Genomic DNA, 19,688 nt, shown 5'->3' with positions numbered 1-19,688 from the left:
CGCACCCCTACGAGCTCTACCTGGCGCTGAACGAGATCGAGCACCGCAGGACGCGCGTGCGCACGCCGCGCACCAACGGCTTCGTGGAGCGCTTCAACGGCACCGTGCTGGACGAGTTCTTCCGCGTGGCGATGCGCGAGAAGGTCTACGCTTCGGTCGAGGCGCTGCAGGCCGATCTCGACGCCTGGCTGATCCACTACAACACCGAACGGCCGCATCTCGGCTACCGAAACCAAGGACGCAGGCCAATCGAAACCATCCAACAATCCGTCAGGCAAGATGGTTAAGAGGACAGCTGACTGCCACGGCCCGTCGACGGTCAGTCAGCGGAGTGGCCCGTCACCAAGAGCCTCGGCAGCCGTTGAGGTATCCCACCATCCGCGGCCAGCACAGCCAGGGGCGTTTCTCACCCCGGTCATGACATCGCGATTGCCGCGCCTGTGCTGTGTGCCATTCTGAGCCGTTGAGAGCAGCGACGTCACTACATCCTCCACCGGGAGGTCGTGCGCCGGCGCGGCGGCTGAATGGCGTCAGGGCCGGCGCAGGCTGAGGATGTAGGAGATCAGGTCGTCCATCTCCGCCCGCGTGAGCGTCAGGTCCGGCATCCGCCCGTGCGGGCTGGCGAGGAAGGCGCGCAGCGACAGCGCCGTGGTCGCGGCGCGGTCGGCGATGGTCTGGAACGGCGTCGCGCCGTCGCCGACCGGCCCCACCGGACGCGGCGAGACCACGTGACACGAAGCGCACCAGCGCTCGGCGATGATCCGTCCCTGCACCGGATCGCCCGGCAGGTTCTGCGCGATCGCGGGGCCCGCCATCAGGGCGGCGGCCAGCGCCATGACACCGCAACGGACCATCTCTGCCTCCCTCAGATCCCCCAGCGGCCGAGCCCCGCGACCGCGCTGGTCAGCAGCCCGAGTGCCAGGTTGACGGTGATCAGCGTGCGGATGCGGTGCACCGCCTGCGCGGCCTGCGGTCCGTTCCCCGCCGCCATCGCGCGGCGGAACATCGCATACGGGCCGAACCAGATCGCGACGAACACCACGCCCATGATGACGCCCGTCAGGTTCATCAGGTGCACGTGCCAGCCGGAATCGCGGAACCCGCCGTACCAGCCGAACAGCATCGCCCAGCCGGTGAGCAGCGCGATCGGCATGGCGTGCCAGACCAGCAGGAAGAAGCGGCGGAACACCTGCGCGTGGAGGGCGAGCCGCTGCGGCGGGTCCAGCACCGAAAGCGACGGCCGCAGGACCAGGATCGCGAAGGCCATGCCGCCGACCCAGAGGATCGCGGCGAGCAGGTGCAGGATGTAGAGCGCCGTGACGGTCATGCGCCGTCTCCGATCCAGGGCCTGAGCGCGGCCGCGAGCCCGCGCACCTCCTCCGCCGCGAGACCTTTCGGCGCGCTCTCGGTGACCCCGAGCCCGGCAGCCATCGCCATCGCGAAGGCGCTGCGATTGCCGAGCGAGGCGTCGAGCAGCGGCGTGCCCTCGCGGGCGAGTGCGGCCTGCGTCGTCTCCAGCAGGCGGCCGCGCGCCGGCGCGCGGTTCAGCACCACCCGCGCCTCGCGTTTCTCGGCCGCGGCGAGATCGAGCGTCGGGCGGGTGGCCCAGAGATCGAGCGGGCTCGGCTGGAGCGGCACCAGAACGAGATCCGAGGCCCGGAGCGCGAGCCGCGCCTCGGTCTCGGCGTGCGGCGGGGAGTCGATCAGGACGACGTCGTGTCCGTGCTTCAGCCGTTCGAGCTCGGCGCCGAGACGCCAGCCCGCGGTGTCGGCGAAGGTGAGCCCGGCGGCAGCGGCCTTCAGCGCGGTCTTCCGCGCCGCATGCCAGCGCGTCAGGCTGCCTTGCGGGTCGATGTCGAGCACCGCGACGCGCCGCCCGGCGGCGAGCGCCGCGGCCAGCTGCGCGACCAGCGTGGTCTTGCCCGCCCCGCCCTTCTGCTGCGCCACCGTGACGACGACCGCGACCATGCGCGCAGGCTATCGCGGGGACTCGCGGCTGACCAAGCTCAGAAGCGCGCCAGCGCGTAGGGGGCGGGGTCGATCGCGGCCGTCCGACCCGTCAGCATCTCGGCGAGCAGCCGGCCCGAGCCGCAGGCCATGGTCCAGCCGAGCGGCCCGTGGCCGGTATCCAGCCACAGCCCGGGGATCGATGTCGGGCCGAGCAGCGGCCGCCCGTCCGGCGTCATCGGCCGGAGCCCGGTCCAGTGCGCCGCCTGCGCATAGTCGCCGCCATCGGGGAACAGGGCGCGCATCTTCGCGAGTGTCGCCGCCTGGCGCGCCGGCGACGGGGTCTTGTCCCAGCCGGCGAGTTCCAGCGTGCCCGCCACGCGCAGCCGGTCGGCGAAGCGGGCGATGTAGAGCTTGGCGTGCTCGTCCACCACCGCCATGCGCGGCGCGCCGTTGCGGCCGGCGATCGGCACAGTCACGGAATATCCCTTGCCGGGATAGACCGGTACCCGGAGCCCGAGGCCGCGCGCGAGCACCGGCGACCAGGAGCCCGCCGCCAGCACGACGGCATCGGCGGCGATCGTGCCGCCGTCCGCCAGCGCCACGCCGGTCGCGCGCCCGGTCTCCACGGTCACGGCGGCAACGCGCGTGCCGTAGCGGAACGCGACACCGGCCCGCGCGGCCTCGGCGGCCAGCCCGGTGGTGAACAGGTGGCAGTCCGAGGTCTCGGTGTCGGCGGCGAACAGCCCGCCGACATAGCGCGGGGCGGCCTGTTCGAGTGCCGGCTCGATCCGTGCGAGGCCGGCGCGATCGACCACCTCGGCCGCGATCCCGGCCTCGGCGAAGCGCGCGCGCTTGGCCTCGGCGCCGGCGAACTCCTTCTCGGTGGTGTAGATCGTCAGCACGCCGGCGCTGTTGGTCTCGTCGGCGATGCCGAGCCGGTCGCGCAGCGCCATCGTCTCCGCGGCCGAGAGGCGGCAGAGCGCGCCGATCGCCTCCGTGTTCGCGGCGTAGCGCGCCTCGGTGCAGTTGGCGAGGAAGCGCACGCCCCAGCGGATCAGCGCGGTGTCCCAGCGCAGCCTGAGCAGCAGTGGCGCATCCTCGCGACCGATCCAGCGGATCAGCTTGCCCGGCACGTCGGGCGCGGCCCACGGGCCGGAGGCGGCGGAGAGGTGCCCGCCATTGGCGAAGCTCGTCTCCAGCCCCGGCCCCTCGCGCGCCTCGACGACGGTGACCTCGCACCCGGCCTCGCGCAGGTACCAGGCAGCGGCGACGCCGACCACGCCGGCGCCGAGAACGATGACATGCATCGGCTCAGTCTGCCGCGCGCGCCCGCGCGCGCAAGGGCTGGCTCAGTCGCGTGCGAACGGATTGGTGAAGGCGGGCGGGCGCTGCCGCCGCGGCGGATAGGCCTCGGCGAGATAGTTGACGATGGTCTCGCGCAGCTCGCCTTCGAGCGGGTTCATGCCGTGCTTCTCGGTCATCCAGTCCATCAGCTCGTCCCATTGCTGGCGGGTGAAGCCGGAACGGCGGATGAGAGCCGTATTGTGGCAGGCGATGCAGTAGTAGAACGTCTCCTCGCGCCCCTCGCCGGGTGCCAGGACTTCGGGTGTCTCCTCCTCCGCCGCGATGACGGGGGCGGAGAGCAGAAGGGGGCCGGCGAGCAGCGCCGCCGCGACTCCCGCGATCAATCCCTTCACCGGCCCCTCGCTCGCTCAGCCGACCAGGATCGCCGCGCGGCTGATCGGGTTCGCCCCGTAGCCCTGCGGGTTCCAGTTGGCCGCGGCGTGCGGCTGCATCCGCCCGCGGCTGTCGGTGGCGCGGTACCAGATCTCGAAATACCCGTCGGAGGGCAGGCGCGCGGTGCCGGACCAGCGCTGCCAGGCGTACTTGTTGGCGGGGGCCTTGACCTCCATCGCCGTCCAGGTCGCGCCGAAATCGACCGAGACATGCACGGCCGAGATCGCGTCCTCGCCCGCCCAGGCGGCGCCGCGCACCGGAATCTCGCGCGTGCCGGCCGGGAAGCGCGAACCGTTGGCGACATTGGTCAGCACCGAGCGCACCCACATCGAATGGATGTCGCGGAAGCTGCGGCCGTCATCGCGCGAGCCCGGCACGATCGGCGTGACCGGCACGCGGTACGAAGTGCCGCCCATGCCCGGGCCGTCATGCTCGCGATCGCGCACCCAGAGCCGTGTCAGCCACTTCTGGCTCAGGCTGCCGGGCCAGCCGGGCACGATCGTGCGCACGGGCGCGCCGTGGATGTGCGGAATCGGCTCGCCGTTCAGGCGCAGCGCGATCAGCGTGTGCTGCTCCATGCACTTCTCGATCGGCGTGGCCCGGCTGATGACGACCCGGTCCGGATCGCCCGAGAGGTGCACGTCCGCGCCGTAGCCGGCGACATGCTTGGCGCTGTCCTTCAGCCCGGCGGCGCGCAGCACGTCGGCGAGCCGCACCCCCGTCCAGGAGCCGTTGCTGATCGCGCCGTTGCCCCACTGGTTGCCGCGCGTCTCGGGCACGAAGAAGCCGCGGCCGTTGCCGCCGCACTCCATCTGCAACTGGTAGGTGACGAGCGGGAAGCGGGATTCGAGTTCGCCCACGGTGAGTTCGAGCGGCGTGTTCACCTCGCCGTCGATGCGGATCTTCCAGGCTTTCGGATCGGCCGCCGGCTCCGGGGGCGTGCCGTTGTTGCGGATGAAGAACCGGCGCGCCGGCGTCACCTCGTCGTCGAGCAGAGTCTCCGGCGCCTCCAGCACCAGCGGACGCTGACCGAGATCGATCATCGCGTCCTTGCCCTCGAAGGTGAACATCTTCGGCCCCTGGGCGCCCTGCGCGAGGGCGGCGGGAACGAGACCCGAGGGCATGCGGTCGGCGAACGGGATGCTGGCACCGACGGCGGCCCCCATGGCGGCGAGCGACGCCCCCTTCAGCGCGCCGCGGCGGCCGAACACGATCGCGTCCGCGCGCTCGGGATCGTTGCGGTAGAGTTCGTCGAGCCCTCGCTCCGGCTTGCGTGCCATGGTCTGCATTCCTCCCTTGCTGCGCAGGACCTTCCGGAGTCCTACTTTCAGAATCATGAAGAAATCAAGCTCCTGAGCATGTCAACCCTCGCCGTGCCGATCGAACTGCTCACCGTCGCCGAGATGGCGCGGGCCGATGCCGCCGCCATCGCGGGCGGGGTGCCGGGGATCGTGCTGATGGAGCACGCCGGCCGCGCGGTTGCGCGCGCAATCCGCCGCCGGTTCCGCCCGCGCCCCACCGTGGTGCTGTGCGGCCCCGGCAACAACGGCGGCGACGGGTTCGTGGTCGCCCGCCGGCTCCACGAAGCGGGCTGGCCGGTGCGGGTCGCGCTGCTCGGGGAGCGGGCGCGGCTCGCGGGCGCTGCGGCGCTGGCGGCGTCGCGCTGGTCTGGTCCGGTCGGGACACTGACGCCCGCCGCGGTGGCGCGCGCGCACCTGGTCGTCGATGCCGTGTTCGGCGCCGGTCTCGCCCGACCGGTCGAGGGCGTGGTCGCCGAGACCTTCGCCGCCTGCCGCGCGCCGGTGGTGGCGGTCGATCTGCCCTCCGGCGTGGCCGGCGACACGGGCGCGGTCCTCGGCACCGCGCCGCAGGCCGCGCTCACCGTCACATTCTTCCGCCTCAAGCCCGCGCATCTGCTGCGCCCCGGGCGCGATCTCTGCGGCGAGGTGGTGTGCGCCGAGATCGGCATCCCCGCGCGGGTGCTGGAGGGGATCGCGCCGCGCCTGTTCCGCAACGACCCCGCGCTGTGGCGCGCGGCGCTGCGGCGCCCAGACCCGGGCGACCACAAATACAGCCGCGGCTCGCTCACCATCGTCGCGGGCGAGGCGATGACCGGTGCGGCCCGGCTTGCCGCCCGCGCGGCGCGCCGCGCGGGCGCGGGGCTGGTGACGATCGCCTGCCCCGACGCGGCCTCGGCGGCGGCCTGCCGCGCCGGCGATCCGGGCGTGATCGTGGTCGAGGCACCGGTGACGGAGCTGCTCGGCGACCTCCGCCGACAGGTCTGGCTGGTGGGGCCCGGCGGGGGGATGCGCGCCCCGGCGACCGCGGCCGCGATCCTCGCCGCCGGTCGAACGCTCGTTGCGGATGCCGATGCGCTGCGCGGCGCGCCCGAGGCGATCGCCGGCGCCGCGCTGGTCACCCCGCATGAGGGCGAGTTCGCGCGGCTGTTCGGGCCTCCCGCCGGCCGGCTCGGGGCCGCGCGCGCCGCTGCCGCGCGGCTGTTCGGCGCCATGCTGCTGAAGGGCAGCGACACCATCATCGCCGCGCCCGACGGGCGGGCCGCGATCACCGCCGATGCGCCCGCTTGGCTCGCCACCGCCGGCACCGGCGACGTGCTCGCCGGCATCGCCGCGGCCCTCATCGCGCAGGGCATGCCGCCCTGGGAGGCGGGCTGCGCCGCTGCCTGGGCGCACGCGGCGGCGGCGCGCGGGGCTGGCGCATACATGATCGCCGAGGATCTCGCCGACCATCTGCCGAGGGTCCTCGCCGCGGTGTAATCTGGCCCTGCAACGGCAGGAGGGTCCATGGACACCGCAGCCGCGCAGGGCGGCCTCTTCGACCGGGCGCTCCGGCGCCTGCTCACCGCCTGGCGGGACGTCGCCGGCGGGGCCGACGAGGGGGCGGCGATCGCCGATCAGATGCGCGCCTGCCTGGAGGCGAAGGGCGGCGAAGTGTCGGCGCGCGCGCGTTCGGCCCGGCTCGCGCAGGCCTATCTCGCCGCCGACGTGGAGGGCCGCTTGGCGTTCCTGCGGACCTTGGCCGGGTTCGACGCCGACCCGACCGTCCTGCAAACCGCACTCAAGGCCGCGGCCGAGGCCGAGCAAGCGCCCGCGCGCGCCAAGGCGCTCGCCCGGCTGCGCCGCGCCCTCGAAGCGCCGCGCGTGCGGCTGCTCACCCAGTTCATCTCGATCCCCGAGGGCGTGAAGTTCCTGGTCGACATGCGCGCCGAACTGATGCGCCACACCCGGGGCGACCCCGCGCTCGCCGCGCTCGACGACGACTTCCGCAATCTGCTCGCCGCCTGGTTCGACGTGGGCTTCCTGCGCCTGCGCCGGATCGACTGGGACAGCCCCGCCTCCCTGCTCGAGAAGCTCGTCGGCTACGAGGCGGTGCACGAGATCCGCGGCTGGCGCGATCTCAAGAACCGGCTCGATTCCGATCGCCGCTGCTATGCCTTCTTCCACCCGGCGATGGAGGGCGAGCCGCTGATCTTCGTCGAGGTCGCGCTGGTGAAGGGGCTCGCCGACAACGTCCACGCGCTGCTCGACCAGAAGGCGCCCGTGCTCGATCCGACCCAGACCGACACGGCGATCTTCTACTCGATCAGCAACTGCCAGCGCGGGCTGTCGGGGATCAGCTTCGGCAACTTCCTGATCAAGCAGGTGGTGGACCGGCTCTCCGCCGAGTTCCGCAACCTCAAGACCTTCGCCACGCTCTCGCCGATCCCGGGCTTCCGCCGCTGGATCGACGAGAAGCTCGCGGCCGGCGACCGGCTGCTCTCCGAGGACGAGGATGCGGCGCTGGCCGAGGCGCTGGCGGTGCAGGGCGAGGAGGCGGTCGCCGAGACCCCGCCGCTCGCGCGGCTGCTCGCCCGGCGCGGCTGGCATCGCGATGCCGCGCTTGCCGAGGCCGCGCGGCCCGTGCTGTGCAGGCTCTGCGCGCGCTACCTGCTCGCCGAGAGCGACGGACGTGGCCGGTCGCGCGATCCGGTGGCGCATTTCCATCTCACCAACGGCGCGCGCGCGGAGCGGCTGAACTGGCTCGCCGACACCTCGGAGAAGGGGATCAAGGAGAGTGCCGGGCTGATGGTGAACTACCTCTACGACCGCGACGCGATCGAGGCGAACCACGAGGCCTATGTCGGCGAGGGCAAGCGCGCGGCCTCGACGGCGATGAAGCGGCTCGCGCGCGGCTGGGTGTGAGCCCGGGGGAGGGGGTGATGGCGGACGGGCTGCGGACGATCGCCGAGGCGCCGGCGGACGCGCGAAGGGTCGCCGTGCTGGAGGCGCTGGAAAAGCGCATCCTCTGGCTGTCGTCGTGGATCATCCATCACGCCAACCATATCCGCCCCAATCTCGACGGGCTGAAGGTGGGCGGGCACCAGGCGTCCTGCGCCTCGGTCGCCACGCTGATGACGGCACTCTATCTCGACGTGCTGCGGCCCGAGGACCGGGTGGCGGTGAAGCCGCATGCCGGGCCGGTGTTCCACGCGATCCAGTACCTGCTCGGCCGCGTCAGCCGCGAGCGGCTCGAGAAGTTCCGCGCGATCGGCGGCATCCAGCCCTACCCGTCGCGCGTCAAGGACGGCGACGACGTCGATTTCTCCACCGGGTCGGTAGGGCTCGGCGTGGCAATCACCAACTTCGCCGCGCTGATGCGCGACTATGTGCGGCTCAAGGGCCTGGCACCCGAGGGTGCGCGGCCCGGGCGCATGGTCGCGGTGGTCGGCGATGCCGAGCTCGACGAGGGCAACATCTACGAGGCCCTGCTCGAAAGCTGGAAGCACGACGTGCAGGGCGTCTGGTGGATCATCGACTACAACCGCCAGTCGCTCGATTCGATCGTGCCCGACCGGCTGTTCCACCGCATCGAGGGACTGTTCCGCGACATGCGCTGGAACGTGGTGACGCTGAAATACGGCCGGAAGCTGGAGGCGGCGTTCGCGCGTCCGGGCGGGGCGGCGTTGCGCACCTGGATCGATGACTGCCCGAACAGCACCTATGCCGCGCTCACCTTCCAGGGAGGGGCCGCCTGGCGCGAGGCGCTGCACGCCGATCTGGGACGCGATCGGCGCCTGCGCGCGATCATCGATCCGCTGTCCGACGACGACCTCGCCGCGCTGATGACCAACCTGGGCGGGCACGACATGGGGCTCGTGCTCGACACGCTGCGCGCCGCGGCGGCGACCGACCAGCCGACCGCCTTCATCGCCTACACCATCAAGGGCATGGGCCTGCCCTTCGCCGGGCACAAGGACAACCATGCCGGGCTGATGACCAAGGAGCAGATGGAGGCGTTCCGCGCCGCCAACGGCATCGATCCCGGGCAGGAATGGGAGCCCTTCGCCGGGTTCGGCCCGCTCGAGCACGAGGCCCGCGCGCTTCTGGCGAACGCGCCGTATGCCAGCGGCCGCTCCAGCCGCCGCCTAGCCGCGGCACCCGTGCCGGTGCCGGCGTCCTTGCCCCACCCGCGCCCGCCCGAGGGGCGCAGGATGTCCACCCAGGAGGGGTTCGGCCAGATCCTGTCGGAGATCGGCCGCGGCCAGGGCGAGCTCGCGCCGCTCGCCGCGCGCATCGTCACGATGAGCCCGGACGTCACCGTCAGCACCTCGCTCGGGCCGTGGGTGAACCGGCGCGGCGTGTTCAGCCGATCGCTGCGCAACGATGTGTTCCGCGACCAGAAGGTCGCCTCGGCGCAGAAATGGGTGATGACGCCGGAGGGCCAGCACATCGAGCTCGGCATCGCCGAGCAGAACCTGTTCCTGCTGCTCGCCGCCGCCGGGCTCAGCCACGACCTGAACGGCGCGCGGCTGCTGCCGGTGGGCACGGTCTACGACACCTTCGTCGGCCGCGGCCTCGATGCGCTGATGTACGGCTGCTACCAGGACAGCCGGTTCATGCTGGTCTCGACGCCCTCGGGGATCACGCTGGCCCCCGAGGGCGGGCAGCACCAGTCGGTCTATACGCCGCTGATCGGCATCGGCCAGGACAGGCTCGCGTTCTACGAGCCGGCCTTCGTCGACGAACTCGCCGCGATCATGGCCTGGGGTTTCGCGCACATGCAGGCGCCGGAAGGCTCGTCGGTTTGGCTCAGGCTGTCGACGCGCGCGATCGCCCAGCCCGCCCGTCCGCTCGACCGCGACGCGGTGATTCGCGGCGGCTACTGGCTGGTGCCGCCTGCTGCGGGTGCGGCGCTGGCGATCGCCTGTCAGGGGCCCGTGGTGCCCGAGGCGCTCGCCGCGCTGGAGGCGGTGCGCGAGGATGTGCCGGGCGCGGGGCTGCTCGCGGTCACCAGTCCCGACCGTCTGCACGCCGACTGGCTGCGCGCTGCCCGCGGACGCCGCGCCGGTGGGCGGGAACAGGCGTGGATCGAGACGCTGCTCGCGCCGCTCGCCCCCGACGCGGCGATCGTGACCGTGCTGGACGGGCATCCGGCCACGCTCGCCTGGCTCGGCGGTGTGCGCGGTCATCGGATCGAGCCGCTCGGCGTCGATCGGTTCGGTCAGGCGGGCGACATTCCCTCGCTCTACCGCCTCTACGGGCTGGACGAGGGCACGATGCTCGATGCGGCCGCCGCAGGGATGCTGCGGCGGCTCGTCAGCGGCTAGGCCGCGACCTCAGCCGGCGGAGGGGCCGGCGGGCAGCGACGAGGTGTTGACCGGCGGCGGGGGGGCCGAGCAGGGACCCGCGACGGCCGGCAGGCTCAGGGCGGCGAACAGCGCCGCGGCGACGAGAAGGCGCATGGATCATTCTCCCTGGCAGGCGTGACCGGCGTTTTTCTTTCGCGAAGAGTAGCGAACCCCCTGCGCCCGGTTCAAGCGTTCCGAGATATCAACGGCTGATCCGCGCGGGCGTCACCGCACGTCCGACCAGCGGGATCGGCGCGGCGCGGTACGCGGCGAGGTCGCGCCCACCCGCCTGGTTGAGCACCTGCCCGGACGGGGCGACCGACAGCACCCGACCGGGGCCGCCCGGCACGCTGGCCGGGCGGGCATGCCAGGCGGCGATCTGTGCTTCGCGATGCGCCTGGGCGGCGAGCCGGCTCTCCTCGGGCCAGGCCGCCATCACCCGGCGGCGATACGCCTCGGCGAACTCGGGCGTCTGGGAATGGTAGTGCGCCGCTGCCTGGAGCCAGTTGTTCGACCGCTGCTGCAACTCGACCAGGAAGCGTGCGGCGTAGGTGGCGTTTTTCGCTGGATCGAACGCCTCGTCCAGGCTGGCGAAGGCGTTCGGATGGTGGTGCAGGTTCACCTGCATGCAGCCGACATCGATCGAGCGCACGCCGCGCGCCTGGAGACGGCGGACTTCGGCAATCGCTTCCGCCTTGGTGGGGAAGAACTGCCCCCGTCCCTCGGCATTGATGGTCCAGGGCCAGGGCCCGAAGGTGCCGCTGTCGGGGTCGCGCCGTCCGCTCTCGACCCGCCCGAGCGCCGACAGCAGGGCGACCGGGATGCCGTGCGACCGTTCGGCCGCGCGGATCGCCGGTCGGCACAGTTCCGCGGGATTCACCGCTTGGGCCGGGGCGGTGCCCGGCGAGGCCCAGCCCGGCCAAGGGGTGGCGAGCGCGATGACAAGAACGGCGAGGCGAAGCAGCATGATGCGGTCCTGGCGATCGGGTCGCCTGCCGTGACGCACATCCCGTGCCAACAACCGATGCGGGCGCGGCGCGTCTCAGATCGCGCGAGCGTCGCCGTCATGCGTGCGCTGCGGGGGCGATGTGCGTTTGCTGCACCGCAAAAAATGCCTTGCGGCGACGCCCCACCGTGCCTAGATTGTGCGTCGCAGCAACGTGGCTCCGGCCATGCTGTCTGCCTTTCTTGGACGTTTCCTCCCTAAACTTGGCCGCCCCACAAGGGCGGCCATTTTTTTCCCGTTCAGCCCGGACGGGCGCAGCCGGGCAGCGTGGCCGCACCGGGGCCGAGTGCGCGCTGCATCAGCACGCCATCCACCCAGCGGCCGAACTTGAACCCGACCGCGGGCAGCAGCCCGACCCGGGTGAAGCCCAGCGCCCGGTGCAGGCCGATCGAGGCGGCATTGCCGGAATCGCCGATCACCGCGACCAGTTGGCGGAAGCCCAAGGTCTCGCAGCGTCCGATCAGCGCGCCCAGCAGCGCACGACCGACCCCACGCCCGGACTGACGAGGGGCGACATAGACCGAGTCCTCGGCGGTGTAGCGGTAGCCCGGCCGCGGCCGGTAGGGTCCGGCATAGGCGTAGCCGAGCAGGACCCCTTCGGCGTCGGTGGCCACCAGCCACGGCATGCCCGCCTCGACCACGCCCTGGCGCCGTCGCGCCATCTCGGACGCCTCGGGCGGAACCTCCTCGAAACTCGCCAGCCCCGTCAGCACGTGATGGCGATAGATCGCCGCGATCGCGGCGATGTCCGCCTCGGTGCTGTCGCGGACCGTCATCCCGCCCTGCGGCCCGGGCGGGGTCACGGCCGGAGCGCCGTCCAGTCCGCGGCCGCCAGCTCCTCGATCAGCCGCGTCAGGTCGCGCTGCAAGGTAGCGAAGCCGGGGCCGCGCTCGATCCGCACCTCGTCCATGTAGAGCGCGCGGGCGATCTCGATCTGCAACGCATGCACGCCTTCGCGCGGGCGCCCGTAATGCCGCGTCACATAGCCGCCGGCATAGGGCTCGTTCCGCCGGACCACGAGCCCGAGCCGGCCCAGCCCCTCCTCCACCCGGCGTGTCGCCAGCGCGGCGCAGGAGGTGCCGTGCGCGTCGCCGAGCACGATCTCGGCCTGGCGCGGTCGCCCGAGCGGCGGAACCTGCGCGGGCATCGAATGGCAGTCGATCAGCAGGCAGCAGCCGAACTGTCGCACCGTCTCCGCGATCAGCCCGGCAAGTGCTGCGTGATAGGGGCGCCAGCAACTGGCGATGCGGCTCTCGGCCTCGGCGAAACTCAGCTTGCGTCGGTAGATCGCCTCGCCGGTCGCGACCACGCGCGCGATCGTGCCGAGGCCCGCGCCGACCCGCGGGCTCGCCGCGTTGACGAAGGCTGGCAGCGGCGCGTCGAACATCGCCGGGTCGAGCTCCCAGGGCTCGCGGTTCACGTCGCACCAGGCGCGCGGAAACAGCGCGTGGATCAGCGGGCAGCCGGCCAGTGGGGCGGCGGCGAACAGCTCCTCGACGAAGCTGTCCTCGCTGCGGCGAAGCGTGATCGGGTCGAGCCGCGACTGGGCGAGGAACGCCTCCGGATAGGCGCGCCCGGAATGCGGCGAGGCGAACACGATCGGAGCGGTCTGCCGCGACGGCATGAGCAGCACGAACGGCTCGTCGAGCGGGGGCGTCGCGGGGGAGGGGGGGGCTGCGCCGAGCGGCAGGTCCATGGGGCGGAAATGAAAGCATCCTGCCTCGGGCGTGTCACGCGGCGGCGGCCGCACAGGGCCGTCAGCGCGCTCCCGGGGCTTGCCCGGCCGCGCTGCGGCGGCTAATGCGCCGCTTCGGGCCATGCCGTGAGACAGGGAACCCTCGGTGCTCGACCGGCTGAACGCGTATCTGGAGAGCCTGCGGTCGCGGCGCCTGGTGGGGCGCGTCCGCGCGCATCTCGAGGGCCCGGCCGCCGAGATCGTGGCGCGCGCGCGCGAGGTCTCGATGCTGCATCCCGAGACGCTGGCGGCGCTCAACCTGCTCGCGAGCCGGACGCAGGGCGCCGTGCTGGAGATCGGCCCCTATATCGGCGGGTCGACCATCGCCATCGCCTCGGCGACGCGCGGCCGCGTGCCCTTCATCACCATCGAGCACGGCGGCGCGCATAACCACCCGACCCTGCCGACGCAGGACACGGTCGCCGACCTCAAGGCGAATCTGGCGCGCGTCGGGCTCACGGACTACGTGCGCATCCTGGTCGGGATCAGCCGCGAGCCGGCGATCAAGGCGCAGGTGGCGGAGGCTCTGGGCGGCCGCAAGATCACGCTGTGCATGATCGATGCCGACGGGCGCGTCGGTCTCGACATCGAGGCGTATCAGGATCTGATGGCCGAGGACTGCGTGCTGGTGTTCGACGACTACGAGACGCGCGACGAGGGCAACGTGAAGCAGTCGCTGGTGAAGTCCTGGGTGCTCGAGGCCGAGCGCGCGGGCCTGGTCACGCGCCTCGGCGTGCTGCCGTGGTCCACCTGGTTCGGGGTGCGCGGCGGTCATTGGGGTCGCGCGCTGTTCCGGGACTACTGACGGTTCTGATCATCCCCGGCCCGACGCCATTGATGGCCGGCCGCGTTCCTGGGAGTGTTGCGCCACGGGGAGTCGCTGCCTGCCGCCGCGGCCGGGGGATCAGCGCGCGCTCCTCGCCCCGTCCCTGCAGGATGCCGTCGTGGACTTCATCCTCATCCAGTTCCTCACCGGGCTTGCGAACGCCTCGGCGCTGTTCCTGATCGCCTCGGGGCTGACGGTGATCTTCGGCGTCACGCGCATCGTGAACTTCGCGCATGGCAGCTTCTACATGCTGGGCGCCTACCTCACCTGGACCATCACGCGCGCGCTCTGGGACTGGGGCGGGCGCGAGCCCGCCCTGTTCATCGCCGGCATCCTGCTCGCCGCCCTCGCGGTCGGCGCGATCGGCGCGCTGATCGAGATGGTGCTGCTGCGGCGCATCTACCGCGCGCCCGAGCTGTTCCAGCTGCTCGCCTCCTTCGGCGTGGTGCTGATGATCCAGGACCTGGCACTCGCGGTGTGGGGGCCCGAGGACCTTCCCCTCCCCCGGCCCCCGTGGCTGCGCCGCTTCGTCGAGATCGCCGGCAGCCGGTTCCCGCGCTACGACCTGATCCTGATCTTCGTCGGCCCGGCCGTGCTGGCGCTGCTGTGGTTCCTGTTCCAGCGCACGCGCTTCGGCGTGCTGGTGCGCGCGGCGACCCAGGATCGCGAGATGGTCGCGGCGCTGGGTGTGGATCAGCGCGTGCTGTTCACCGGCGTGTTCTTCCTCGGCTCCACTCTTGCCGGGCTCGGCGGCGCGATCGTGCTGCCGATGCAGAGCGCGTTCCTGCAGATGGACCTCGCGATCATCGCCGAGGCCTTCGTGGTGGTGGTGGTCGGGGGGCTGGGGTCCGTTCCGGGGGCGTTCCTGGCCGCGCTGCTGATCGCCCAGGTGCAGGCCTTCGGCATCGTGCTCGTGCCGAAGGCGACGCTGGTGCTGGTGTTCCTGGTGATGGCGATCGTGCTGATGATCCGGCCTTACGGCCTGCTCGGCCGGCCGCAGGCGCATGCGCGCGCGGCGACCGGCGCGGTCGAGCCGGTGATCCGGCCGGCCCCGGCGATCCTAGGCTGGGCCGGCGCGGCCGCGCTGCTGATCGCCGCCGCGGCACCGTTCTTCGCCGGTCCCTACATCGTCACGGTCCTGGTCGAGCTCGCGGTGTTCGTGCTGTTCGCCGCGTCGCTGCACTTCATGATGGGCCCGGGCGGCATCGTCAGCTTCGGCCATGCGGCGTATTTCGGCCTCGGCGCCTACGGCGCTGCGCTGGGGCTGCGCTACCTCGCGGTGCCGATGGAGGCGGGGATTGTTCTGGCACCCCTGTTCGCCGGCGCCTTCGGCCTGGTGTTCGGCTGGTTCGCGGTGCGGCTCTCGGGCGTGTATCTCGCCATGCTGACGCTCGCCTTCGCGCAGATCGTCTGGGCGGCGGCGTTCCAATGGGTCGAGTTCACCGGCGGCGACAACGGCATCCTCGGTGTCTGGCCCTCCGACTGGGCGCGCGGGAAGGGCGCGTATCTCTGGCTCGCCCTGGCGCTCTGCATCGGCGCGACGCTGCTGCTCCGGCGCATCATCTTCGCGCCCTTCGGCTACGCGCTGCGCGCCGCGCGCGACTCCGAACTCCGCGCCGAGGCGATCGGGCTGAACGCCGTGCGCGTCCGCCTCGGCGCCTTCGTGATCGCGGCCCTCGGCGCGGGGCTCGCGGGCGGCGTCTATGCCTACGCCAAGGGCAGCGTGTTCCCGACCTACATCTCGATCCCGAAATCGATCGATGCGCTGCTGATGGTGCTGCTCGGCGGCGTGCAGACCGTCTCGGGGCCGATCGTCGGCGCGCTCGCCTTCCACACGCTGTTCCTCACCGTGCTCCAGGCCTTCACTTGGTGGCGCTTCATCCTCGGGCTTGCGATCGTGCTGCTGGTGCTCGCCTTCCCGCAGGGCATCGCCGGGTTCGTGCGCCAGCGCTGGGAGCGCGCGCGGGGGCCTGAGGCCGCATGAGCGCGACGGTGCTGGAGGCGCGGAGCCTCTCCAAGCGGTTCGGCGGCGTGCACGCGGTGAACGACGTCTCGCTCGCGGTGCGCGCGGGCGAGATGCTGGCGCTGATCGGGCCCAACGGCGCGGGCAAGTCCACCTGCTTCAACCTGCTGAACGGGCAGCTCCGGGCCGATGCGGGCGAGGTGCGCCTCTCCGGGCAGACGCTCACCGGCCTGCCGCCGCGCGCGATCTGGCGCCTTGGCGTGGGGCGCACCTTCCAGATCACCGCCACCTTCGCCTCGATGACGGTGCGCGAGAACGTCCAGTGCGCGCTCCTCAGCCATCATGGGCGCATCTGGACCTTCTGGCGCGCCGCGCGTCGGCAGTTCGTCGCCGAGTCCGATGCGCTGCTGGCCCAGGTCGGCATGCTGGAACAGGCCGACCGGCCCTGCGGCGTGCTGGCCTATGGCGATCTCAAGCGCGTCGAACTCGCGATGGCGCTCGCGAACGATCCGAAGCTGCTGCTGATGGACGAGCCGACCGCCGGCATGGCGCCCTCCGAACGCATCGCACTGATGGAGCTGACGAAGTCGCTGGTGCGCGCGCGCGGCCTCGCCTGCCTGTTCACGGAGCACGACATGGACGTGGTGTTCGGCCACGCCGACCGCATCATCGTGATGAATCGCGGCGCGCTGATCGCCGAGGGCGATGCGGCCTCGGTCCGCGCCAATCCCGCGGTGCGCGAGGTCTATCTCGGCAGCGGCGAGACGAGCGGCGGACACTGATGCTGAGCGTGCGCCAACTCAACGCCTTCTACGGCCGCGCGCATATCCTGCGCGACGTCGCGCTCGAGGTCGCGCGCGGCGAGGTTCTGGTGCTGCTCGGGCGCAACGGCGCGGGCAAGTCCACCACCATGAAGGCGATCATGGGGCTGGTGCGTCCCGCCCCGGGTTCGTCGGTGTCGTTCGGCGGCGTCGAGATCGCCGGCAGCCCTCCCTACGCGATCGCGCGCCTCGGCCTCGGCTACGTGCCGGAGGATCGGCGCATCTTCACCGACCTCACGGTGATGGAGAACCTGGAAGTCGGCCGTCAGCCCGCGCGCGACGGGCTCGATCCCTGGACGCCGGAGCGGCTGTTCGCGATCTTTCCCAACCTCGCGGCGATGAAGGACCGCCCGGGCGGGCGGATGAGCGGCGGCGAGCAGCAGATGCTGACGATCGCGCGCACGCTGATGGGCAACCCGCGTCTGGTGCTGCTCGACGAGCCGTCGGAGGGACTCGCGCCGGTGATCGTGCAGCAGATGGCCGAGGCGATCCGCGCCGTGAAGGCGGCCGGGCTGACGGTCGTGCTGTCGGAGCAGAACCTGCATTTCGCCGAGCGCGTGGCCGACCGCGCGGCGATCATCGAGAAGGGGATCGTGCGCTGGACCGGCACGCTCGACGCGTTGCGCGCCGAGCCGGCGATCAAGGCGCAGTACCTCTCCGTGTGACAAGACGAAGACATGGCCGGCCGCACGCTTGACAGCCGGGAGATGATCGCGGAAAATCCGTTACCGTATCATTACGGGAGAACGCATTCATGCGACGTGCCGTCCCGCTTGCCGCTGCATTCTCCCTGCTCGCCGCCTGCACCACCGACCCTGCCGCCCAGCGCCCGGCTACGGGCAGCGTGCCGCCAGCCTGCGAGGGACCGCAACGCGTCGAGGCGGACGGGCGCGGCTGCATCGCCGTGCGGCGCTACGGCCAGGCGACCAGCGACATACTGATCGTCATGCTGCACGGTGACGTCTCGTCGGGCGGCCCCGCGAGCTACCATTTCCCTTTCACGAGCCGCATTGCCGATCGCGTGCCGGAAGCGGCGGTGGTCGCACTGGTGCGCCCGGGCTATCCGGACGGCGCGGGCAACACCTCCTCCGGCACCAACTACAATCGCACCGACCAGTACACCGCCGCGAACATGGACATCATGGCCGGCGCGATCCGGGCGCTGAAGCGCGAGACCGGCGCAACCCGCGTGATCGCCGTCGGGCATTCCGGCGGTGCCGCGACGATCGCCAACATCCTGGCGCGCGATCCGGGCCTGATCGACGCGGCGGCCCTGCTGGCGTGCAACTGCAACATCGGCGCATGGCGTGATGGGTTCGGCCGCCAACCCTGGACACGGAGCCTCGATCCGTATCGCCTGGCGGACTCGGTCCCCACGACGACGCATGTGGTCGGCTACACCGGCGGGAACGACACCAATGCCTTTCCGTCGCAGAAGCGCAGCTACATCGAGAAGCTCAGCGCGCGCGGCGTGCGTGCCGAGATGCACATCGTTCCGGGCGCAGGGCACAACAGCATCGACGCGATGTGGCAGGCTGGCCTGTCCGACTGGGTTGCCCAGGCGGCGGCCCGCCGCCCGACCTCGTGACCCACTTGGCGCGCGCGGATCGCCCGGTCCGGCCCAACGTCCGCGCGCGGGCTGCACCGTCATGATGGAGGTGAAACCGCGCGTGTCATGAGGCGCGATGGTCTCGCTCGGGTACGCGGTGATGACGGCCCTCAACGAGAACCGCACGCCCCGCGCGGCGAGACGCACCGGCGACACGGCAGTGCGCGAAATGGCTCCTGTCCCGCCCCGTCGCGGTTGCTCAGCGTCCCGGCCGTTCCGACCCGGCCGCATACGCAAGTGCCGCAATCACCGGCAGTGCAACCGCCGCGACCGCGGCCATGACCAGGAACGCCCCTCCCTCGAGCCGCGCGTAGAGCACCCCCGACACCTGGGTGAGCAGCGCGGTCGCGAGTCCCGGGCCGAACGAGGCGTGCAGGCTCTGCGCCGTCGCGCCGCGCTCCGGCGGCACCAGCCGGCCGATGAGTTGGGCGGCGCCGAGCATGGTCATCGCAAAGCTCGCCGCGTGCAGCGGTTGCAGGACCGCCAGCGCGAGCGGGGCGGTGGTCAGCGCAGTGCCGATCCAGCGGACCACCGCCGCAGACGCGCCCGCCGCGAGCAGCCGCACCGGCCCGAGCCGCGAGACCACCCCACGGCCGAAGGTCAGCAGCAGCACCTCGACCAGGACGCTCTCGACCCAGAGCGCGCCGATCAGCGGCGGGCCGAGGCCGGCGCGTCCCCAGTGCAGCGCGGAGAAGGCGTAGTACAGCGCGTGGCTGCCCTGGATCAGGCCGGAGACGATCAGCAGCAGCACGAAGCCGCGGTTGCGCAGCAGCGCGAGCGCCCCCAGCCCCCCCGGCGCGGCCCGGCCGATGCCGAGGGTGGGCAGGCCGAGGCTCGCGAGCACGACCGCCGCCTGGCAGGCGAGCAGCAGCAGCGGCAGCGCGACGTCGCCGCCGGCGCCGATCAGCACGCCGGCGAGCCCGGTCACCGCCATGAAGGAGACGGAGCCCGCCGCGCGCATCCGTCCGAAATCGCCGTGCCCGCTCGCCGCCGCGCGCACCGCGAGCGAATCCGCAATCGGGATCAACGGCGCGGTCGCCGCCCCCGACAGCACCACCGCGAGCGCCAGCACCCACGGCACCGGCACCAGCAGCAGCCCACTCGCCGCCACCGCCAGCCCCGCAAACACGAACACCACGCGCCGGCGCTCGCCGAGCCGATCGGCGAGCGCAGCGGCGCTGGGCGCGACCACCAGGCGCGCCAGCATGGCGAGCGCGAGCGTCCGTCCGATCGCCTCCGCCCCGAGGCCGCGCGAGCCAAGGAAGGGCGGCAGGAAGGGCAGGGACGCCCCGGGTCCGGCGAAGGCCGTCGCGTAGAACAGGGCCAGCCGTCGCGCCGGGGTCATGGCCGCCCGCTTACGGAGGGGCCGGCCGCACCGCAAGCGGGGGAGGCGGCTGAACGACGCGGGCGTCA

At 72.2% G+C, this 19,688-nt stretch carries 19 protein-coding genes and 1 pseudogene; 9 read left to right on the top strand and 11 right to left on the bottom strand.

Going from position 1 to position 19,688, the window contains the following annotated elements; all coding sequences use genetic code 11:
- The coding region (locus F563_RS0113470; protein WP_019015204.1) for an integrase core domain-containing protein at positions 1-287 on the top strand (287 nt) is incomplete at its 5' end.
- A 243-nt stretch (positions 288-530) separates the two neighbouring features.
- Here F563_RS0113470 and F563_RS0113465 read toward each other — a convergent pair.
- The 6 genes and pseudogenes from F563_RS0113465 to F563_RS0113440 all read right to left on the bottom strand — a co-directional run bounded on the left by F563_RS0113465 (position 531) and on the right by F563_RS0113440 (position 4,967).
- Entirely contained in the window at positions 531-854 is a 324-nt protein-coding gene (locus tag F563_RS0113465; protein WP_035575239.1) for a c-type cytochrome, read from the bottom strand.
- An 11-nt stretch (positions 855-865) separates the two neighbouring features.
- Complete coding sequence (locus F563_RS0113460; RefSeq protein WP_019015202.1) at positions 866-1,327, bottom strand: CopD family protein; 462 nt, start codon at positions 1,325-1,327, stop codon at positions 866-868.
- On the bottom strand, positions 1,324-1,968 hold the full coding sequence (gene parA, locus F563_RS0113455; RefSeq protein ID WP_019015201.1) for a ParA family partition ATPase: 645 nt from the start codon (positions 1,966-1,968) through the stop codon (positions 1,324-1,326). Before parA ends, F563_RS0113460 begins: the two co-directional genes overlap by 4 nt.
- A gap of 38 nt (positions 1,969-2,006) precedes the next feature.
- Positions 2,007-3,269: pseudogene (locus F563_RS0113450) on the bottom strand (D-amino acid dehydrogenase); the annotation flags it as partial.
- Positions 3,270-3,299: 30 nt separating this feature from the next.
- Positions 3,300-3,647 (bottom strand): hypothetical protein, encoded by a 348-nt coding sequence (locus F563_RS22595; RefSeq protein WP_019015199.1) that lies wholly within the window; start codon positions 3,645-3,647, stop codon positions 3,300-3,302.
- Positions 3,648-3,662: 15 nt separating this feature from the next.
- Entirely contained in the window at positions 3,663-4,967 is a 1,305-nt protein-coding gene (locus tag F563_RS0113440) for a sulfite oxidase (protein WP_156825179.1), read from the bottom strand.
- Between the two features lie 78 nt (positions 4,968-5,045).
- Between F563_RS0113440 and F563_RS0113435 the strand changes: the two genes are divergently transcribed.
- The 3 genes from F563_RS0113435 to F563_RS0113425 are packed head-to-tail and all read left to right on the top strand — an operon-like array spanning position 5,046 to position 10,294.
- The gene (locus tag F563_RS0113435) at positions 5,046-6,464 is read left to right on the top strand and encodes a bifunctional ADP-dependent NAD(P)H-hydrate dehydratase/NAD(P)H-hydrate epimerase (protein WP_019015197.1); all 1,419 of its coding nucleotides are present in this window, start codon (positions 5,046-5,048) and stop codon (positions 6,462-6,464) included.
- 27 nt (positions 6,465-6,491) lie between these two features.
- Positions 6,492-7,889 (top strand): malonyl-CoA decarboxylase, encoded by a 1,398-nt coding sequence (locus F563_RS0113430; protein WP_019015196.1) that lies wholly within the window; start codon positions 6,492-6,494, stop codon positions 7,887-7,889.
- 17 nt (positions 7,890-7,906) lie between these two features.
- A complete protein-coding gene (locus tag F563_RS0113425) occupies positions 7,907-10,294 on the top strand; it encodes a 1-deoxy-D-xylulose-5-phosphate synthase N-terminal domain-containing protein (protein WP_019015195.1) in 2,388 nt (795 codons plus the stop codon).
- A gap of 9 nt (positions 10,295-10,303) precedes the next feature.
- Here F563_RS0113425 and F563_RS25870 read toward each other — a convergent pair whose 3' ends face one another.
- The 4 genes from F563_RS25870 to F563_RS0113405 all read right to left on the bottom strand — a co-directional run bounded on the left by F563_RS25870 (position 10,304) and on the right by F563_RS0113405 (position 13,017).
- Complete coding sequence (locus tag F563_RS25870; protein WP_019015194.1) at positions 10,304-10,429, bottom strand: hypothetical protein; 126 nt, start codon at positions 10,427-10,429, stop codon at positions 10,304-10,306.
- An 88-nt stretch (positions 10,430-10,517) separates the two neighbouring features.
- A complete protein-coding gene (locus F563_RS22590) occupies positions 10,518-11,282 on the bottom strand; it encodes a lytic transglycosylase domain-containing protein (protein WP_019015193.1) in 765 nt (254 codons plus the stop codon).
- Positions 11,283-11,560: 278 nt separating this feature from the next.
- Positions 11,561-12,097: a GNAT family N-acetyltransferase gene (locus tag F563_RS0113410; protein ID WP_019015192.1), complete on the bottom strand. Its 537-nt coding sequence runs from the start codon at positions 12,095-12,097 to the stop codon at positions 11,561-11,563.
- 23 nt (positions 12,098-12,120) lie between these two features.
- The gene (locus F563_RS0113405) at positions 12,121-13,017 is read right to left on the bottom strand and encodes an N-formylglutamate amidohydrolase (RefSeq protein ID WP_019015191.1); all 897 of its coding nucleotides are present in this window, start codon (positions 13,015-13,017) and stop codon (positions 12,121-12,123) included.
- Positions 13,018-13,162: 145 nt separating this feature from the next.
- On the opposite strand from F563_RS0113405, the gene F563_RS0113400 reads away from it, so the two are divergent.
- The 5 genes from F563_RS0113400 to F563_RS0113380 all read left to right on the top strand — a co-directional run bounded on the left by F563_RS0113400 (position 13,163) and on the right by F563_RS0113380 (position 18,254).
- Entirely contained in the window at positions 13,163-13,861 is a 699-nt protein-coding gene (locus F563_RS0113400) for a class I SAM-dependent methyltransferase (RefSeq protein WP_019015190.1), read from the top strand.
- A gap of 139 nt (positions 13,862-14,000) precedes the next feature.
- Positions 14,001-15,866 (top strand): ABC transporter permease, encoded by a 1,866-nt coding sequence (locus F563_RS0113395; protein WP_019015189.1) that lies wholly within the window; start codon positions 14,001-14,003, stop codon positions 15,864-15,866.
- The gene (locus F563_RS0113390; RefSeq protein WP_019015188.1) at positions 15,863-16,627 is read left to right on the top strand and encodes an ABC transporter ATP-binding protein; all 765 of its coding nucleotides are present in this window, start codon (positions 15,863-15,865) and stop codon (positions 16,625-16,627) included. Before F563_RS0113395 ends, F563_RS0113390 begins: the two co-directional genes overlap by 4 nt.
- Positions 16,627-17,331 carry an ABC transporter ATP-binding protein gene (locus F563_RS0113385; protein ID WP_019015187.1) on the top strand — a complete coding sequence of 235 codons (705 nt, stop codon included), beginning with the start codon at positions 16,627-16,629 and terminating at the stop codon, positions 17,329-17,331. Before F563_RS0113390 ends, F563_RS0113385 begins: the two co-directional genes overlap by 1 nt.
- 89 nt (positions 17,332-17,420) lie before the next feature.
- Positions 17,421-18,254 carry an alpha/beta hydrolase family protein gene (locus F563_RS0113380; protein ID WP_019015186.1) on the top strand — a complete coding sequence of 278 codons (834 nt, stop codon included), beginning with the start codon at positions 17,421-17,423 and terminating at the stop codon, positions 18,252-18,254.
- 220 nt (positions 18,255-18,474) lie between these two features.
- Here the strand turns inward: F563_RS0113380 and F563_RS0113375 are convergent, their stop codons facing one another.
- Positions 18,475-19,620 (bottom strand): MFS transporter, encoded by a 1,146-nt coding sequence (locus F563_RS0113375; protein ID WP_019015185.1) that lies wholly within the window; start codon positions 19,618-19,620, stop codon positions 18,475-18,477.
- Positions 19,621-19,688: the final 68 nt, after the last annotated feature.

It is taken from the genome of Elioraea tepidiphila DSM 17972, assembly GCF_000378465.1.
In the GTDB taxonomy this organism is placed as follows: domain Bacteria; phylum Pseudomonadota; class Alphaproteobacteria; order Acetobacterales; family Acetobacteraceae; genus Elioraea; species Elioraea tepidiphila.
This window is presented reverse-complemented; position numbering and strand designations above follow the sequence as displayed.

Excerpts from the sequence above, each read along its gene's own strand:
- F563_RS0113465 (WP_035575239.1), bottom strand. The coding sequence starts at position 854 with ATGGTCCGTTGCGGTGTCATGGCGCTGGCCGCCGCCCTGATGGCGGGC.
- F563_RS0113460 (WP_019015202.1), bottom strand. The coding sequence starts at position 1,327 with ATGACCGTCACGGCGCTCTACATCCTGCACCTGCTCGCCGCGATCCTC.
- parA (WP_019015201.1), bottom strand. The coding sequence starts at position 1,968 with ATGGTCGCGGTCGTCGTCACGGTGGCGCAGCAGAAGGGCGGGGCGGGC.
- F563_RS0113440 (WP_156825179.1), bottom strand. The coding sequence starts at position 4,967 with ATGGCACGCAAGCCGGAGCGAGGGCTCGACGAACTCTACCGCAACGAT.
- F563_RS0113435 (WP_019015197.1), top strand. The coding sequence starts at position 5,046 with ATGTCAACCCTCGCCGTGCCGATCGAACTGCTCACCGTCGCCGAGATG.
- F563_RS0113430 (WP_019015196.1), top strand. The coding sequence starts at position 6,492 with ATGGACACCGCAGCCGCGCAGGGCGGCCTCTTCGACCGGGCGCTCCGG.
- F563_RS0113425 (WP_019015195.1), top strand. The coding sequence starts at position 7,907 with ATGGCGGACGGGCTGCGGACGATCGCCGAGGCGCCGGCGGACGCGCGA.
- F563_RS25870 (WP_019015194.1), bottom strand. The coding sequence starts at position 10,429 with ATGCGCCTTCTCGTCGCCGCGGCGCTGTTCGCCGCCCTGAGCCTGCCG.
- F563_RS22590 (WP_019015193.1), bottom strand. The coding sequence starts at position 11,282 with ATGCTGCTTCGCCTCGCCGTTCTTGTCATCGCGCTCGCCACCCCTTGG.
- F563_RS0113410 (WP_019015192.1), bottom strand. The coding sequence starts at position 12,097 with ATGACGGTCCGCGACAGCACCGAGGCGGACATCGCCGCGATCGCGGCG.
- F563_RS0113405 (WP_019015191.1), bottom strand. The coding sequence starts at position 13,017 with ATGGACCTGCCGCTCGGCGCAGCCCCCCCCTCCCCCGCGACGCCCCCG.
- F563_RS0113390 (WP_019015188.1), top strand. The coding sequence starts at position 15,863 with ATGAGCGCGACGGTGCTGGAGGCGCGGAGCCTCTCCAAGCGGTTCGGC.
- F563_RS0113385 (WP_019015187.1), top strand. The coding sequence starts at position 16,627 with ATGCTGAGCGTGCGCCAACTCAACGCCTTCTACGGCCGCGCGCATATC.
- F563_RS0113380 (WP_019015186.1), top strand. The coding sequence starts at position 17,421 with ATGCGACGTGCCGTCCCGCTTGCCGCTGCATTCTCCCTGCTCGCCGCC.
- F563_RS0113375 (WP_019015185.1), bottom strand. The coding sequence starts at position 19,620 with ATGACCCCGGCGCGACGGCTGGCCCTGTTCTACGCGACGGCCTTCGCC.